Origin of the sequence: Succinivibrio dextrinosolvens DSM 3072, from assembly GCF_900167015.1 — a bacterium.
GTDB lineage: Bacteria > Pseudomonadota > Gammaproteobacteria > Enterobacterales > Succinivibrionaceae > Succinivibrio > Succinivibrio dextrinosolvens.
Window position 1 is genome coordinate 30796 of record NZ_FUXX01000021.1, and the last position, 15602, is coordinate 46397.

The following is a 15602-nucleotide window of genomic DNA, read 5'->3' on the forward strand; positions in this document are numbered from 1 at the left end:
AGAAAGTAGAATCAGTTTTTTCTATGACTTTCGTGCAGAGTTTCAATAAGGTATAATCACAGTTATTTTTAGAAACTAGTTTTATTTAATACGTTAATTGATCAATTAAAAAGATATAAAAAATGTTTGTCACTTCTATTGTTACCAAGATTATTGGTAGTTCAAATCAAAGAACAGTCAAAAAGCTATCTAAGATAGTTAAGGCAATTAATGCACTTGAACCTCAGTTTGCAGACGTTAAAGACGAGGAATTTAAAGAATATACTGCTAAGTTTAAATCCAGACTCGAGAACGGAGAAACCTACGAGGCTCTGTTACCTGAAGTATTCGCTTGTGCTAGAGAAGCTGCGAAGAGATCTCTAGGTTTAAGACCTTTTGATGTTCAGCTTATGGGTGGCATTGTTTTAAATGCAAATCGTATTGCTGAAATGAAAACCGGTGAAGGTAAGACTCTTACCGCTCTTTTACCTTGCTATTTAAATGCATTATCAGGAAACGGTGTTCACGTTGTTACTGTTAACGATTATCTGGCAAAGCGTGATAGCGACTGGTCAAGACCATTCTATACTCTGCTAGGTATGACTGTTGGTGTTAACGTTCCAGGTATGTCTCCTGAAGAAAAAAGAGCTGCTTATGCCTGTGATGTAACATATGGAACCAATAATGAGTTCGGTTTCGATTATCTTCGTGACAACATGGCTTACTCAAATGATCAGAAGGTTCAGAGAAAACTGAACTATGCCTTAGTTGACGAGGTTGATTCTGTTCTTATCGATGAAGCAAGAACTCCTTTGATTATTTCTGGTGCCGCAGAGAATTCTGCTCAGGCCTATATGGCTGTTGACAAACTTATCCCTGGACTGATTTTCCAGGAAAAAGAGGATACAGAAACTTACACCGGAGATGGTGACTATACTCTTGACCTTAAGAGTAAGCAGGCTTTTCTGACAGAACGTGGTCAGATTAAGATTGAAGAGCGACTGATTGAAGCTGGACTTCTTCCAAAGGGAGATAAATTATTCAGCTCAGAGCATATTTCATTACTTCATCACGTAATGGCCGCTTTAAAAGCTCATACCTTATTTAAAAAGGATGTTGATTACGTTGTAGAAAACGGTGAAGTATTAATTATTGATGAACATACCGGAAGAAAGATGGAAGGACGTCGTTGGTCAGATGGACTTCATCAGGCTGTAGAGGCTAAAGAGAAGGTTGAAGTTCATGCTGAAAATCAGACATTAGCATCTATTACTTTCCAGAACTATTTCCGTATGTATAAGAAACTTGCTGGTATGACTGGTACTGCTGATACAGAGGCATACGAATTCCAGCAGATTTACGGACTACAGACTATTGTTCTTCCAACTAATCGTCCAATGATCCGTAAGGATATGGCCGATCTGATTTATTTAACTGAAGATCAGAAATATGCTGCTATTGTTGAAGATATCAAGAAAACTGTTGAAGCCGGTCGACCAGTTCTTGTTGGTACCATTTCAATTGAAAATTCTGAAAAATTATCCAGACTTCTAACCAAACTTGGAATTAAGCATCAGGTTCTGAATGCTAAGTTCCACGAGATGGAAGCTCATATTGTTGCTCAGGCCGGTCGTCCAGGCACCGTTACAATTGCTACTAACATGGCTGGTCGTGGTACAGATATTATTCTTGGCGGTAATTTACAGTCTGACATTCTTGCATTAGGAGAAAATCCAACTGCAGAACAGGTTGAGAAGGTTAAGAAAGACTGGCAGGAAAGACATGATGCTGTCCTAAAGGCTGGTGGTCTACATATTATTGGTTCTGAGAGACACGAATCAAGACGTATTGATAATCAGCTGAGAGGTCGTGCCGGACGTCAGGGTGACCCAGGTTCATCAAGATTCTATCTGTCTATGGATGATAATCTGATGAAGCTTTTCGGCTCAGAAAAATTAAAGTCTTTCATGCAGAGAATGGGCATGAATGATGGTCAGCCTCTTGAGCACAAATTCATAACAAGAGCAATTGAGTCTGCTCAGAGAAAGGTTGAGACTAGAAACTTTGATATTCGTAAGAGTCTTCTTGAGTATGATGATGTTGCCAATGAACAGCGTAAAGTTATCTATGAAGAGAGAAACGCCGTTTTAGATGGTGAGGATATCTCTGAGACAATTCATAATATCTTTGAGGATGTTATTGACAGCGTTATTTCTAAATACATCGAGCCAAATTCTCTTCTTGAGAACTGGGATATTGAAGGACTGAAGAAAGAGTTACAGGGAGCTTACCTGATTGATGCTCCTGTAGATGCCTGGATTAAGGAAGATGATAAGCTTGTCGAGGCAGATATCCGTAAAAAGATTATCGATATAGCCCATGCTCAGTATGCTGCTAAATGTGAACTTATCGGTCCTGATAATCAGCATCAGCTTGAACGTCAGATTATGCTTCAGTGTATTGATACATTATGGAAAGAACATCTTTCTGCAATGGATTATATGCGTCAGGGTATCGGACTTCAGGGCTATGCTCAGAAGAATCCTAAGTATGAATACAAGATTCAGTCATTTAATCTATTTACCAAGATGCTTGATAATCTGAAGCTTCAGGTTGTTTCATTCTTATGCAGAGTTCAGGTTCGTCTAAAGACTCCTGAGGAAGCTGAAGCAGAGAGAGCTCAGATTGAGGCTGCTAGAGAAGAGCAGAGAATGAGAGAAGAGGCTAAACAATATGCAAATATGCATATTGGCAGAAACGATCCTTGTCCTTGTGGCTCAGGTAAGAAATACAAAGCATGTCACGGTAGATTTGTTTAAAAACTAACAGAATCGCATAAAAAACATATCTAAAGACCTTGTCCTTAAATTTTTAATAAAAAGGACAAGGTCTTTTTTCTTATTTTTCAAGTTTTTTTAGGATTTTTTTTTATAAATTGCTTGACTGAAATACGGCTATATGGTTTAATAACCGCCGTTGCCCAGATAGCTCAGTCGGTAGAGCAGGGGATTGAAAATCCCCGTGTCGGCGGTTCGATTCCGTCTCTGGGCACCATCTAAAAAATTATATCTTAATATGCCCAGATAGCTCAGTCGGTAGAGCAGGGGATTGAAAATCCCCGTGTCGGCGGTTCGATTCCGTCTCTGGGCACCATCTAAATCAGAAATCCCCTTAACTTTTTATCTCATATATATATTTTGTTGTATTACTGTTTTTTTTGTAAAATATATGACACTTTTTTAAGTTTTGTCATTACTAAAATCCTTATACAACAACAAGTAAACAAAATTTCTTTGTTTTTTGGGATGTTAAAAAAATATCTCAATTATTGTCATTACATTGTCCAATATTTTTAATATAATATGCGCGTCTTTCAAGAATGTGCTTATAAATACCAATTGAGTCATTCGTTGGTATTTGTTTTTATGGTTTCTTCTTTGAAGAAAAAATTGTCAGTTGAATCAGACAGCCAACTAAACAAAAGTATTTGATTAGTTGTTTTGTTTGTGTGGCTTTAGATTGTTTCTCAGTCTTTGGTTTTACTGATGATTGGGCAGGACTTGCCCTATATGTTTCTAGTTCTGTCCTTTTGACTGGATTATTAACATGAACCAAATGAAGTGGTTTCACTTCTGGAAATCTCTCTGTTTGTGAGAGGTTGGATGTCACTAGAATAATAAAGCATGGATTATAATGAAAAAACAAATTCAATTATCTGCTAGTGCTGAGAGCGCTTTAAAGAAATTAGGCAGAAGCATCAAAACTGCTCGTATTAGAAGAGGTATTACCGCAACTTCTATGGCTGAACTTATGGAAACAACCCGTGTAACTTTAGGTTCAATTGAAGATGGTCTTCCATCTGTTTCTATGGGTCATTATATTAAAGCCTTATCTGTTTTAGGACTGGATCTTCGTTTAACAAATATTTTGCTAGAAGAAACCACTAGAGTCTAATCGTTTACTGTGTCCTGTTTGTTCTTCAAACGGGACACTTCATTCAAAAAATCCTTCATCTCTATATTTCTCCCAAGTACTCGAATTTAATTTTTGTTTGATGAGACTTAATCGCGTGATAAAATACCTAAATTCTTTGAAAAGTTAGGAGTTACTATTTTGTCATCTCAAGCATGTATTAACGCAGGTGTAAGAGTCTTAAAAGAAGAGGCTCAGGCTCTAATTGATTTAATTCCTTCAATCAATGAAAATTTCGTAAAAGCATGTCAGATAATTCTGAACACCAAGGGAAAAGTTATTCTTACAGGTGTTGGTAAATCTGGCCATATTGCTACTAAAATTGCCTCAACACTGGCAAGTACAGGTACCCAGTCATTCTTTGTTCAGGCAGGTGAAGCTGCACACGGAGATTTAGGCATGATTGGCAAGGATGACTGTGTAATTGCAATTTCAAATTCAGGTGAAGGTTCTGAATTAAAAATTCTTATTCCAATTCTAAAACGTAGAAGTATTCCTCTTATCGCTATTGTTGGTGATACTGAATCTAGCCTTGGAAAGGCTGCAAATGTTACACTTTCTGCTCATGTTGAAAAAGAGGCCTGTCCATTGAATCTTGCTCCGACCTCATCTTCAACAGCTGAGTTGGCAATGGGTGATGCTCTTGCAGTTGCTCTGATTGAATCAAGAGGCTTTACCGAGCGAGATTTTGCCATGAGTCATCCTGGTGGCGCTTTAGGTAGACGTTTGCTGGTTCACTGCCAGGATGTTATGCATAAGGGTAATGAGATTCCTGTAGTTAAGTCCACTGTTTCCTTAAAGGAAGCTCTGTTTGAAATGACTCAGAAGACTTTAGGTTTTATCTGTATTGTTAATGAGAAGCACGAACTTGTTGGTGTATATACAGATGGCGATTTAAGACGTTCTCTGGAAAAGGGCGCAACTATAAACGCAAATATCTCAGATCTGATGAGTACCTCAGTACGTGGTGTTGTAAGTGCTGATACTCTTGCTGCTGATGCTCTTGCTATGATGCATAAGCTTAAGATTAATTCAATGATTGTTACTGATAAGGACAATCATCCAATAGGCGCATTTAATCTTCATGATCTAATGCAGGCCGGAATTATTTAGGAAAAAAATAAGATGAATTCTGCTAAGTCAGTTAATTTTACTGGTCTTGTAACTGTAGTTGGTGATGTGATGCTGGACAGTTACTGGAAAGGTCCAAGTAATAGAATTTCACCAGAAGCTCCTGTACCTGTTGTTCGTGTAACCGATAGAGAAGAACGAGCAGGTGGAGCTGCTAACGTTGCAATCAATATTGCTTCATTAGGCGCTCCATGTAATCTCGTTGGTATAGTTGGTGAGGATAAGAACGCTGAGATTTTAGAAAAAATCGTTAGATCTCATTCAATTAAGACAGATTTTGTTCTTACAAAAGATCATCCAACTATTACAAAGCTTAGAGTTTTATCAAGAAATCAGCAGTTATTACGTCTGGATTTTGAAGATTCTTTTTCTAATCTAGATGAGGATATGATTTTAAAATCCTTTAAAGAATCTATAAAGAACTCAAAGGTCGTAATTTTTTCTGACTACGGAAAAGGTTCTCTTGCTTCAGTAAGTAAGATGATCGAGATTACCTCCTCTTTGGGAATTATGTCTCTTATCGATCCTAAGGGAACTGATTTTGAGAAATACAGAGGAGCAACTCTTCTTACCCCAAATATGTCTGAGTTTGAAGCTGTTGTTGGTAAGGTTGCTAATGATGATGATTTGGAGCAGAAGGCTCTTGCTCTAATCAATAAGTTAGATTTGAAAATGCTTCTGGTTACCAGATCTGAAGACGGCATGTCTCTAATACGTCCTGGAATGAATGCAGTTCATCTTCCAACATATGCTCGTGAGGTTTACGATGTAACTGGTGCCGGAGACACTGTTATCGGTACTCTAGGTACCTGTCTTGCAAGTGGCATGGATATTGTTACTTCATGTGAATATGCTAACAGTGCTGCGGGTATTGTTGTTGGCAAGATTGGAACTTCAACTGTATCTCCTCAGGAGCTTGAGAGAGCTTTAGGAAAGAATGCCGAATCTCACGGTGTTTTATCTGAGGATGAGCTTTATAAGGTTGTAAGAGAGCTTCAGTCACACGGAGAAAAGGTTGTAATGACCAATGGCTGTTTTGATATTATTCATCCTGGCCATGTAACATATCTAAGGCAGGCTAAGGCTCTTGGTAGCAAACTGATTGTTGCTGTAAATTCAGATGATTCTGTTAAACGCCTAAAGGGAGATTCTCGACCAATCAACTCTTTAGAAGACAGAATTGCCGTATTAAGCGGGTTATCTTCCGTTGATTATGTTGTTTCATTCAGTGAGGATACTCCTCAGAAACTGATTTCAAGAATCCTTCCGGATATTCTGGTTAAAGGCGGCGATTATAAGGTTGAGGAAATTGCCGGTCATAAAGAAGTAATTGCAAACGGAGGTAAGGTTGTAATTATTCCTTTTGTGGAGGGAAAATCAACAACACGAATCGTTAATAAGATTCAGAACGTCTAATAAAAAACTCTCCATTTGGAGAGTTTCTTTTTATGCATGCAAAATAAACTGTCTAGATAGCTGGTTTTTCCGAAACAGTTACAGCCGATGGATTATCTTCTTTCTTCTGGTGAGAGAAACCTCCATGAGGTGAAGATTCAGCCTTCTTAACAGTAATTGTTGAAATCTTGTCTTTGTAGATCATCTGCTGATGATGCTTTACGTCAGTAATACTGATTGTGAATGCATCAAACGCACTTACAAGGCCTTCAAATTTAACACCAGTAATCAGAAAGATGCTTACAGGAGTACGTGAATCCATCAGCCATTTTAAAGCTGCATTCTGGCCTTTACCCTGTACGAAGGCATTTACCATTCCTTTCTGGCGATCTTTTCCTTTATTACCAGACTTATGAGGTTTTCCTCCTATCTTTCCGACAGGACGCTTGTGGTCTGCAGATTTTTCTGAAAATTGTCTGTTTGAGTTTTGAATATTAGTTTTCTTAAAGTCTTCCACTTTATTCACGCTCTTTTATATTATTAATGCTTGCTCTAATTTACCATGAATCAACATTTTTTGATACGAAATGATTGTAATTTTGTTTTGTTACTATGTTTTTTTTGTGTGCATAATCATGAGGTTCTCAAAACTAGTGCTCTTTAATTAAACAGAAAAAATTTTTTTATAAAATTTTGTGAAAAAAGTCGCATTTTATTAAAAAAACAACTAAAATTACACCGTGAAAATTTAACGAACTTCACCACCTTTTTTATGACTAAAGTAAAGAAAACAGTTCACAGCAAGAATTTTGTATACATATGTGTAGCTATTGTCTCATGTATGTCGACTATTTTCGGCTTTAATTTAGGTGCGATTCTTTCGAGTAAAGTTCGTCTTATCAATGTGTTTATGCTGGAAGTCTACAATGTAGACAGCATGATAAATACTTTCTTACTAGGAGCTCTGGTTGGTACCTTCCTAGGAGGAAGACTTGTTTATGATACAGGTCGTCTTCAGTCGATTCTTGGCGCATTCACTTTTGGTGTAATCGGTCAGTCAATTTCTCTGATGTCTCCAACCTTCAGTACTCTGTTCATATCAGAATTCGCCGTAGGTGCAGCCTTTGGTGTATATCTTATTTCTTCAGTAAGCTATGTAACTGAGATTTCTCCTTCTGCGTACAGAGGATCCTGTTCCTCTCTTATCGCTGTATTTTTTACCTTAGGTTTACTTTTAGCTACCGTATTAAGAGGTATTATTCCTAACTACGGTTTTTCTGTTGTATCAGGAATTGTTCTACTGTCTTTACCTTTATTAGTGTATTCATATCTGCGTCTGCCTGAATCTCCAAGATGGCATGCTCTGACGGGATCTTCAGATAAGGCTTTAACTGAACTTATAAGGTTAAGAGTTTCTACTTCAGAGGCTGCAAGAGAGCTTGCTGCCATCAACGAATGTATTCTTGGTGAAGAGCGAGGTATGGCTTTATTTTTCAGAAGCCCTGTATTCAGAGGGGTAACCTGGTTCTTCATTTTTATAAGTATTTCCTGCCAGCTGGCTGGTATGGCAATTCTTCCTTACATGTCACTGCAGCTTATAAAATCGTTCCAGACTGCCATGACTTTAGGCATTCTTGTTCCTTCCTCTCAGTCAGACATTAATTTTGTTTTCTTGGGATCTATTTTACTATCCGCTTTTCTTGGTGCGATTTTTACCTTCTTTGCTGTTGATAAGATTGGTCGCAAGAAGTTGTTTTTATTTGCAGTTTTCTCAAATGAAATTATTATTGCTGTAATTTATGTGTTGCTATATGGACAGTTTAGAGAGTTTGGACAGTTCTTTGTCGTGCTCCTGATGTGCATATTTGTTTTTAGTTCAACCGTATGTCTGAGTCTGCTTCTTACCGTACTGGCTTCAGAGTTGCTTGCAGTAAAAGGACGAGAATTCGGTTTAACAGTTATTTACTTATTTAACTTTGCTGCAGTTATGATGGGAATGTATTTCTTCTACAGAGCTGTTCAGAGTCTAGGTCTTCTGATGCTTCTGAGTTTCTTCCTGATAGCAGGAGCATTTCTGTTTTCATTGATTTATTCCGGTTTGCCTGAAACAAAAGGAAAACTTCTGGAATCAATGGAGAATACAATTTTCAACGGACGAAATCTTTTAGCAATAAAATCTGATTCTCGAGACTAGTTGAGAGTTGAATCATTAATAAGTTTTTAGATTTTAACTTTGTCTTATTAGATAGAGTTGATGTTTTATATTATTTTAATAAATTAAGAGGCAAGTGAGCCAAGGATTGTCAGATGTCAGATATGCCGACAAAAGCAAATTCATCAATTTCAGGATGGATTGATAATTTTTTTAAATTAAAACAGAAAAACACAAGTATCAAGACTGAGTTTTTAGCCGGTCTGACCACATTTTTCTCTATGGCTTACATTATCTTTGTTGTGCCTTCAATGCTGTCAGCTGCAGGCATGCCAAAGGACGCTGCTCTTGCTTCATGTCTTCTGACCACAGCACTGTGTACAATTTATATTGGTGTTTATGCCAACTACCCTGTGGCAGTTGCTCCTGGTATGGGATTAACCGCTTTCTTTGCCTTCTATGTGTGTGGAAGCCAGCATCTACCATGGCAGACCGCTTTAGGTGCAGTATTCATTTCTGGTATTATCTTTTTTATTTTATCTGTAACAAAGATTCGTCAGCTTATTATTGATGCTGTTCCTGCTGGACTAAAAACAGCAATTGTTGTTGGTATTGGCTGTTTTATTGCATTTATCGGTCTGCAGAGTTCAGGAATAATTGTTGCTGATCCTGCCACAAAGGTTACTCTTGGAGATTTAACTTCCTTAAATGTCCTTCTGACACTGTTTGGTATTTTATTTACTGCCGCTCTGATCTCAATTAACGTTAAGGCTGCAGTTCTTATTGGCATCTTTGCTGTCTCCTTAATCAGTATGATTCTTGGTAATTCTGCTGTCCCATCTTCATTTGATGATGTTTTCAGCTTTGAAATGCCAAATTTTGCAGGAACATTTATGCAGATGGATCTGCTTGGAGCTCTGCATTACGGTATTATTTCTATTATCTTTACATTCACAATCGTGGAGCTGTTTGACACTATTGGAACTCTGATTGCTGTTACCAAGATGGCTCATATGGTTGATGAAAATGGCAAGATTGAGAATATTGACAAGGCTCTGATTTCTGATTCTGTTGGTACTATAGCTTCTGCAGCTATCGGCACCTGTACCGTTGCAACTTATGTTGAGTCTGCAACTGGTATTAATGCTGGTGGAAGAACCGGTTTAACAGCAGTATTTGTTGGCCTGTTATTCCTTCTAGGATTCTTTGTTACTCCATTAGGTGATTTAATTCCTGCCTGTGCAACTGCACCTGCACTGATTATCGTAGGTGGTTTAATGGCAACTAATATCAGCTCAATTGATTTTAAGGATTTTTCTGAGGGGTTCCCTGCATTCTTAACAATCATTATGATGCCATTAACCTACTCAATTGCTAATGGTTTTGCTTTTGGTTTCCTAAGCTACTGCTTTATTAAGGTATTCTCAGGAAGAATTAAAGAGATTACTCCTACTATGTGGGGAATTACTCTGTTCTTAGCTCTCAGCTTCTTTATTCGTTAATTTTCTTATTTGTGTTTAAGCCGTTGCAGGCTTAAACACAAATATTCCTATCTGTATTCTTATCTGATTATCTGTTTTCATTCCCTTTTTTTGAAAGAGATTCTTTTGTGTATGCATATTTTTGCGTAGACTTGTGCAATGTGGTAAAATTGTGCATTGCGAGTTTTGATTAAAAGGCTAATAAAAGCATTTCAGACTCATATATGTGTCTTTGTTACGATCTTTTACGGTAAGAGAATCCTTTCAAAGGTATTCCTCAGCTAAAATGATTCTGGTTAATAAGACACCGTCCTGTAGTATTGGATTTTACCGGACAATCAGCCAGCCTCGAGGTTTAGTCTCCGAGGTGTTTTTTTGTCCGTATAATGCAGGTTCATTTTCAATAAATCATTCTGAATTAAAATTAATTTTGTTTCGGTGTGATTTGTAACATTCTGAAAAATAACCGAATTTCTTCTTTTTGGGCGGAAGTTATTGTTGAGAATGCATTGATTCTTGAACTTTCGTTGTCGGAGTAGCTCTTTTCGCTGCTTGGAAGATATTTCTGCTATTACAGAAACTTTCTTTTGAGAGTGAAGTTAAAATCTGATTCTATAGAATGAATTTCCTTATTAGCGTAAGGTTAAGAGCGCCGATTTATTCGGTTATAGATTAAATAAACAATCTGCATTGAAAGCTCTCTTTGCTTTCTTGACAGAATTAATAAAAAAAACTTAACAATGAAAACATCTAGCAACTCTATGAGAGAACTTACTCTCAGAGGTATTATTTTAGGTACCTTAATTACTTTAGTCTTTACTGCTTCTAATGTTTATTTAGGACTAAAGGTGGGAATGACCTTTGCATCCTCAATTCCTGCTGCTGTTATTTCAATGGCTGTTTTGAGAATGTTTAAAGACTCATCAATTCTCGAAAATAATATTGTACAGACTCAGGCTTCTGCTGCAGGTTGTATCTCATCAATTATTTTCGTTATGCCTGCAATGGTAATGATTGGCTACTGGAATGATTTCCCATTCTGGCAGACTTTCCTGATCTGTGCCGCAGGTGGTACTCTTGGTGTTATTTTTACTGTTCCTTTAAGATATGCAATGGTAGTGAAATCAAATCTACCTTATCCTGAAGGAGTAGCTGCCGCAGTAATTCTAAAGACAGCAAACAAGAAGTCCTCCGATGGAGAATCACAGGCAAAGAGTGGTGTTAAATTATTAGCTTTAGGTGCTGGTTTATCATCAGTCTTTACTTTCTGTACCAGTGGTTTAAGAGTACTTTTTGATGGTTTTACCATTACAGGAAAAGTTGGAGCTGCAGTATTCTCATTAGGTACCGGTTATTCATTTGCTCTATTAGGCGCCGGTTTACTTATCGGAATCGGTGGTGGTTTTTCTCTGCTAGTTGGTACAATTTTATGCTGGGGTGTAGGTGTTCCTGTATTAACATCTATTCTTCTAAATCCAGATGCGCTGGCAGTTGAAGATTTCTCTTCAATGATCTGGGCTACCAAGCTAAGATTCGCTGGTGCAGGCTGTATTGCTATTTCTGCTTTATGGACTCTGATTGTTCTTGTTAAGCCTATTGTTAAAGGTCTTTTAGACTCCATGGAACTTGCTAAAGAAGCTAAATCTGGTCAGATTGACTCAAGAAATACTGATTTAAGTTTCAAGCAGATGATTATCTATACAGTTATATCGATTCTGATTATTTGTGGTGTTTTCTATAAGTTCACTACTAATATTGATATTCCTGCATTATGGAGCTGGTCATTTATTATTTTAGGAACTCTTTTAGCTGTTCTTATCGGTTTCTTATTAGCTGCATCATGTGGTTATATGGCAGGTCTGATTGGTTCATCTTCAAGTCCTATTTCTGGAATCACAATTATTTCTGTTGTTGTTATTTCCTTATGTTACCTGGTTCTTTCAGGAGTACAGGGAATGTTCAATATTGAAGGTGGTAGAGATTTTGTTACTGCATTTACTCTGTTTACTGCTACCGTCGTTAATGCAACAGCATGTATTTCAAACGATAACCTTCAGGATTTAAAGACTGGTCAGCTTGTAGGCGCTTCTCCAAAGCATCAGCAGGTTGCTCTGATTATCGGTACTATTATTGGTGCTTTTGTTATTGCTCCTGTTCTTGAACTTCTATACAACAGCTATGGTTTCCCAGGTGCAATGCCAAGATCTAATATGGATCCAAGTCTTGCGCTGAATGCTCCTCAGGCAACTCTGATGGCATCTATTGCAAAAGGCATTTTCAATCATCACTTAGAATGGACCTATATCATTATTGGTTTGATTTTAGGTGCGTTATTAATTGTTCTGAATCTTTTCATAAAGAAGATTACTAAGAACAAGATGTTCATCGCACCATTAGCTGTAGGTCTGGGTATTTATCTTCCATCAAGTGTTAATGTTGTAATTATCATTGGTGCAATTGCTTCTTACTTTATCGTTCGTCGCATTAAGCTCAAGTTTACCGATAAGGAAGAGCAGAAAAATAAACTGACCAATCTAGATAGCAGAAACAATCTAATGGCGGCAGGACTAATTGTTGGTGAAAGTCTGATGGGCGTTTTAATGGCCTTCGTTTTAACCGCATCTATTTCAACCGGTGGTTCTGATGCTCCTTTAGCTATTGATCTGGGGCTGAATGCAACTGTTATCAGCGTTATTTCATTTGTTATCTTCTTTGGTGGACTTATTTACGTTCTACATAAGATAGCATCTGGTTCTTCTAAGTAATTCATTATTGAATTTGCTGTAAAACTCCTCTTCACGAGGAGTTTTTTTTGCATTCGATGCCTTTTCCCTTTTCTAAACAGCCTTTCTTTTTTGTCCCTTGTCTGTTGATAATTATGCCCAGCACTTGGCGCTTAAGCTCTCAAAGATCGGTTGACATCTTATAGTTGTATATTTCAAATAGTAGCCGTGAGTTCGGTGATGAGAACTTCAGAAAATCAATCAAATGATAATTAAGAGGGAAGGGGAGTTTTTAGACATAACAAAGGAGAGCTCAATTTGAGTTCTCCTTAGGAAAGAATCTTTTGAAGTAGGTTATTTCTTTACAAGACTGTTGTTAATCTGGTTGATGTGTTCAACCTTAAGATCTCCCTGAGTGTACATCAGGTTAAGTCTTGCCAGAATGTAATCATAGCGTGACTGAGCTGACTGCTGCATTGCATTGTATAGGTTCTGTGTAGCATCAAGCACATCAGTCATGGTACGGGTACCAACATCATAGCCGGCAATGGTAGCATCTAATGCAGATTTTGCTGAAGCAACAGTATTCTTGTAGGCTGTAACTTTACTGATAGCTGCATTAACATTGTTGTAGCTGTTATTTACGTTAGTCAGTAATGTTCTGTGAGCATTTTCAAGAGCCTCTGACTGAGCAACATAGTTTGCGGTTGCTTTATCTACAGCTGCAGATGTTTCGCCACCATGATAAATAGGAATATTCAGAGTAAGTCCTACAGACTTAGACCAGGAGTTGTTATCCACCCAGCCTGGAGTTGGATTTTCGTGGCTGTAGTCCGTGTAAGCTGTTTTGATATTAGCGTTAAAATCAAGCGTTGGTTCGTGACCAGTTCTTGCTAGGGTAATGTTATCCTTAGCTATATCACGCGAAACAACAGCTTCCTGTAGGGCAATGTTATTCTCTTCTGCTCTTTTGATAAGTCTCTGAAGAGTTTCATTCACCTTAGGAGTATCAAATTTTGTTATATCGAGTTCTGAAAGCTGGTTTGATGTTACAGTATTTCCGGTAAGGATTCGAATCTGCTCATATGAGTTAATCAGGGCATTTTCTGCAGAAATAACGTTAGCCGTTGATAAGTCGTAAGCAGCCTGAGCTTCAAGCTTGTCTGTTTCTGCAATAAGACCAACATTAAGTCTTTTTTCAGCTTCGTCAAGCTGTCTTTTTAGTGCCTGATTGTTTGCCTGCTGGTATTTTAGTGTTTCTGCTGCATTTAGAACATTGAAATATGCAGTGCTTACTCTCAGAATTAAATCCTGTTGAGCATCTGCATAAGCCAAATCATTCAGGGTAGCTGTTTTTTCTGCAATTGAACGGTTAACCCAGCTGGAATGTCTCCAGATGGCCTGAGATAAGGTTGCGCCTGCTGAAGCTACTTTGTTGCTGGCTCTTCCTTCATATGTCGCAGTCTTTACATAATTTGTGCGAGTTTTAGTTAGAGAGCCTACAACATCAATCTGAGGTAAAAGGGCTGCTGTTGCCTGTGAAATTCCTGCATGTGCGGCATCAGCATTTGCCTTAGCCTGATTTAGCTCGGTATCTTTTTGAAGTGCTTCTTTGTAGATATCCATAAGATCTTCTGCCTGAACGCTGAAGATAGCAAGTGAACATGCAACAGTTAAAGCTAAAGATGATATCTTAAAATTCATATGTATTTGCGAAAATACAGTCTCTTTATAAGAATGAGAAGGTATTTCGCACCTCCTGTTAAATCACCGACCGCGCAGAGCTCTGAATTATGATGAGATCCAAAGTTGCTATATTTCTTTAATAACGTAGTCAATTCTGGACAGGGAGCACTAGTAATTGAAATTAACTTCAGCATAATGCAGAAGAAAACAAATACCCCTGTAAGATTATTTTAGTTTTAAAGCCGTAAGATTATATCAACACAAATCACAATGCGTAATTTATAAATTGAGATATTGCGCAACAAATTAATATTTGAATGTAACGGATGGTGGAGGTAAACGGGATCGAACCGATGACCCTCTGCTTGCAAAGCAGATGCTCTCCCAACTGAGCTATACCCCCACAGAAGGATATGAAATGGTGGAGGTAAACGGGATCGAACCGATGACCCTCTGCTTGCAAAGCAGATGCTCTCCCAACTGAGCTATACCCCCACAAGGGATTTTGAACTGGTGGAGCTAATCGGGATCGAACCGATGACCTCTTGCATGCCATGCAAGCGCTCTCCCAACTGAGCTATAACCCCATATTCAAAACGAGATTCATTATATATGATATTTGAGATAGGTCAAGGAATTTTGGATCTTTTTTTTACGAAAGTGGAGAATATGCCTGTATTCAAGCTACTAAAAGCAAAAACAAACTATACAAAACAATAAGTTTAATGTAAATTTCCCAACCCTGTTTTTTCGCACTTTTAAATAAAGCTTTTGCTAATCCCAGGAACGCGTTCCCGGGATTTAATCATGTATCTGGGATTATTCCAACGAACGCGTTCCCGGGATTTAATCATGTATCTAGGATTATTCCAACGAACGCGTTCCCGGGATTTAATCATGTATCTAGGATTATTCCAATGAACGCGTTCCTGGGATTTAATCAGGTTTCTGGGATTTCCAACAAACGCGTTTGTTGGATTGGCAGGATCAGATCTTGATTATCTGATATTTATTGAATTCAAAACCTTCTGACAGGGAAACCATATCCCAGGTGAGGATTTTCTTTGTCAGAGACTTACCTTC

Annotated in this window: 9 protein-coding genes and 5 tRNA genes; 9 read left to right on the plus strand and 5 right to left on the minus strand. The window is 37.9% G+C overall.

The features are described from left to right. Positions 1–122 precede the first annotated feature (122 nt). From secA to hldE, 6 genes are all read left to right on the plus strand, one after another. Positions 123–2798, plus strand: a complete 2676-nt coding sequence (secA, locus tag B5D46_RS06945; protein WP_078928852.1) for a preprotein translocase subunit SecA — start codon at positions 123–125, stop codon at positions 2796–2798. A 159-nt stretch (positions 2799–2957) separates the two neighbouring features. Further along, a tRNA-Phe gene (locus B5D46_RS06950) sits at positions 2958–3033 on the plus strand. A gap of 23 nt (positions 3034–3056) precedes the next feature. Further along, positions 3057–3132: transfer RNA gene (locus B5D46_RS06955), tRNA-Phe, on the plus strand. A gap of 540 nt (positions 3133–3672) precedes the next feature. Then, entirely contained in the window at positions 3673–3933 is a 261-nt protein-coding gene (locus B5D46_RS06960; protein WP_051639427.1) for a helix-turn-helix domain-containing protein, read from the plus strand. Between the two features lie 159 nt (positions 3934–4092). Beyond that, positions 4093–5064, plus strand: a complete 972-nt coding sequence (locus B5D46_RS06965; protein ID WP_031491817.1) for a KpsF/GutQ family sugar-phosphate isomerase — start codon at positions 4093–4095, stop codon at positions 5062–5064. A 12-nt stretch (positions 5065–5076) separates the two neighbouring features. Further along, the gene (hldE, locus tag B5D46_RS06970; RefSeq protein WP_078928853.1) at positions 5077–6498 is read left to right on the plus strand and encodes a bifunctional D-glycero-beta-D-manno-heptose-7-phosphate kinase/D-glycero-beta-D-manno-heptose 1-phosphate adenylyltransferase HldE; all 1422 of its coding nucleotides are present in this window, start codon (positions 5077–5079) and stop codon (positions 6496–6498) included. Between the two features lie 52 nt (positions 6499–6550). Here the strand turns inward: hldE and B5D46_RS06975 are convergent, their stop codons facing one another. After that, on the minus strand, positions 6551–6994 hold the full coding sequence (locus B5D46_RS06975; protein WP_078928854.1) for an RNA chaperone Hfq: 444 nt from the start codon (positions 6992–6994) through the stop codon (positions 6551–6553). 255 nt (positions 6995–7249) lie between these two features. Between B5D46_RS06975 and B5D46_RS06980 the strand changes: the two genes are divergently transcribed. From B5D46_RS06980 to B5D46_RS06990, 3 genes are all read left to right on the plus strand, one after another. Then, the gene (locus B5D46_RS06980; protein WP_078928855.1) at positions 7250–8671 is read left to right on the plus strand and encodes an MFS transporter; all 1422 of its coding nucleotides are present in this window, start codon (positions 7250–7252) and stop codon (positions 8669–8671) included. 113 nt (positions 8672–8784) lie between these two features. Further along, positions 8785–10131, plus strand: coding sequence for an NCS2 family permease (locus B5D46_RS06985; protein ID WP_078928856.1), 1347 nt, complete (start codon positions 8785–8787; stop codon positions 10129–10131). A 719-nt stretch (positions 10132–10850) separates the two neighbouring features. After that, entirely contained in the window at positions 10851–12875 is a 2025-nt protein-coding gene (locus B5D46_RS06990) for an OPT family oligopeptide transporter (protein ID WP_078928857.1), read from the plus strand. A 312-nt stretch (positions 12876–13187) separates the two neighbouring features. Here B5D46_RS06990 and B5D46_RS06995 read toward each other — a convergent pair whose 3' ends face one another. The 4 genes from B5D46_RS06995 to B5D46_RS07010 form a co-directional block, all read right to left on the minus strand. Further along, on the minus strand, positions 13188–14537 hold the full coding sequence (locus B5D46_RS06995) for a TolC family outer membrane protein (RefSeq protein WP_078928858.1): 1350 nt from the start codon (positions 14535–14537) through the stop codon (positions 13188–13190). A gap of 309 nt (positions 14538–14846) precedes the next feature. Next, positions 14847–14922: transfer RNA gene (locus B5D46_RS07000), tRNA-Ala, on the minus strand. A gap of 16 nt (positions 14923–14938) precedes the next feature. Further along, a tRNA-Ala gene (locus B5D46_RS07005) sits at positions 14939–15014 on the minus strand. A gap of 16 nt (positions 15015–15030) precedes the next feature. After that, positions 15031–15106, minus strand: a tRNA-Ala gene (locus B5D46_RS07010). Between the last annotated feature and the right edge of the window lie 496 nt (positions 15107–15602).